At 69.3% G+C, this 1,994-nt stretch carries 3 protein-coding genes; all 3 read right to left on the bottom strand.

Going from position 1 to position 1,994, the window contains the following annotated elements; genetic code table 11:
• Nucleotides 1–48: 48 nt before the first annotated feature.
• Nucleotides 49–1,071 carry a quinone-dependent dihydroorotate dehydrogenase gene (locus RTM68_RS18465; protein WP_312173768.1) on the bottom strand — a complete coding sequence of 341 codons (1,023 nt, stop codon included), beginning with the start codon at nucleotides 1,069–1,071 and terminating at the stop codon, nucleotides 49–51.
• A gap of 10 nt (nucleotides 1,072–1,081) precedes the next feature.
• Nucleotides 1,082–1,552 (bottom strand): transcriptional regulator NrdR, encoded by a 471-nt coding sequence (gene nrdR / locus RTM68_RS18460; RefSeq protein WP_194763429.1) that lies wholly within the window; start codon nucleotides 1,550–1,552, stop codon nucleotides 1,082–1,084.
• A 10-nt stretch (nucleotides 1,553–1,562) separates the two neighbouring features.
• Nucleotides 1,563–1,994 (bottom strand): histidinol dehydrogenase (locus RTM68_RS18455; protein ID WP_312173766.1); only part of this gene is annotated, 432 nt, incomplete at its 5' end.

The following is a 1,994-nucleotide window of genomic DNA, read 5'->3' as shown; positions in this document are numbered from 1 at the left end:
GGAGCATCGGACGCCTTTCTCGTTCGCCGGTTCCGGACGTCGACGGTCTCAGCGGCGGACGAGTCCGCGATTGATCTCGCGCCCCCAGAGGGGTCCCCGATAGAGGAACGCCGTGTAACCCTGGACGAGAGTGGCGCCGGCATCGAGCCGCTCCTGCACGTCGGACGGCGTCTCGACGCCGCCGACCGCGATCACGCAGAACTCGGCGGGGACGGCACCGCGGACCAGCCGCAGGACCTCGAGCGAGCGCTGCTTCAGCGGAGCTCCCGAGAGCCCACCCGCGCCGGCGGCGTCGACGATCGACGCATCCGTGATGAGGCCCTCGCGACTGACCGTGGTGTTGTGCGCGATGATTCCGGCGAGCCCCTCCGCGACGGCGAGCTGCGCGATCGCGACGATCTCGTCGTCGGAGAGGTCGGGCGCGATCTTGACCAGAAGCGGCGTCGTTCCCGAGGCCTCTCGCACGGCCCGCAGGAGCGGGGCGAGGGTCTCGACCGCCTGGAGTCCGCGGAGTCCGGGCGTGTTCGGCGATGAGACATTGACCGCGAGGTAGTCCGCGAGCGGCGCGAGGGCTGTGGCCGAGGCGACGTAGTCGGCGGTCGCATTCTCGACGTCGACGACGCGGCTCTTTCCGATGTTCACACCGATCACCGTGTCGGGAGCACCACGGCGGAGCTTCGCGAGGCGGCGAGCAGCGGCGTGCGCTCCGCGGTTGTTGAAGCCCATCCGATTGATCACCGCCCGGTCCGCGACGAGACGGAAGAGGCGGGGGCGTGGGTTGCCTTCCTGCGGGATCGCCGTGAGAGTGCCGACCTCGACGTGGCCGAAGCCCAGCGCGGCGAGCCCGCGGACGCCGACCGCGTTCTTGTCGAACCCCGCGGCGACGCCGAACGGCGACGGGAACGTGAGTCCGAGCGCGTCGACCCGCAGCGAAGGGTCGGGCTTCGTGAGAGCTCGGGTCGCCCAGGAGAAGGGCGGAGCACCGAGTACGCGAATCACCGCCATGCCGGCGTGGTGGGCGAACTCGGGATCGAAGCGCGACAGGACAGCGCGGAAGAGCAGCGGATACATCCCTGCCAGATTACCGGTCGACCGGCTCCCGCTTCACGTGATCCGCCCGGAGGTCGGTGATGGCGCTCTCGAAGTCCTCCAGCGAGTCGAACGCCTGATAGACGCTCGCGAACCGCAGGTAGGCGACCTCGTCGAGATCACGGAGCGGACCGAGGATCGCGAGGCCGATCTCGTTGGTGTCCAGCTGCGAGACACCCGTCTGGCGAACGGCCTCTTCCACGCGCTGAGCGAGGATCGCAAGGTCCGCCTCGGTGACGGGTCGACCCTGGCATGCTTTGCGCACTCCGGAGATCACCTTCTCGCGACTGAAGGGCTCCATCACACCCGAACGCTTGATCACGTTGAGGCTCGCCGTCTCCGTGGTGGTGAATCGTCCACCGCATTCCGGGCACTGGCGTCGCCTGCGGATCGACAGCCCGTCGTCGCTGGTGCGGGAATCGATGACCCGAGAGTCCGAGTGACGGCAGAAGGGGCAGTGCATCTGACCGATCCTACGCGGTGAACCGCGCCTCGATCGCCTCTCCGTGCGCAGGAAGCACCTCGGTGTTCGCGAGGGCGACCACACCGTCACGCACCGCTGCGAGGGCCGCACGGTCGTACGAGATCACCTGCTGCGGGCGCAGGAAGGTGTATGCCCCCAGACCGGGCGCGTACCGCGCCTGACCACCGGTCGGCAGCACATGGTTGCTACCGGCCATGTAGTCACCGAGACTCACCGGGGTGTGCTCGCCCACGAAGACGGCTCCGGCACTCGTGAACGACGCCGCTGCCTGCTCGGCATCCGCGAGGTGGAGCTCGAGGTGCTCCGGCGCGTAGGCGTTGCTGAAAGCGGTCGCCGCCCGGCGGTCGTCGACGAGGACGATCGCCGACTGCGGACCGTCGAGCGCGGCGGCGACACGCGAGGCGTGGCGGGTCGCCGCGCC

The sequence above is a fragment of the Microbacterium sp. genome (genome assembly GCF_031988965.1).
Classification (GTDB): Bacteria; Actinomycetota; Actinomycetes; order Actinomycetales; family Microbacteriaceae; genus Microbacterium.
The sequence above is the reverse complement of the archived record's forward strand: the minus strand, read 5'-3'. Positions and strand labels throughout refer to the sequence as shown.

Coding starts and splice junctions, on each gene's coding strand:
- RTM68_RS18465 (WP_312173768.1), bottom strand. CDS start 1,071: ATGTATCCGCTGCTCTTCCGCGCTGTCCTGTCGCGCTTCGATCCCGAG.
- nrdR (WP_194763429.1), bottom strand. CDS start 1,552: ATGCACTGCCCCTTCTGCCGTCACTCGGACTCTCGGGTCATCGATTCC.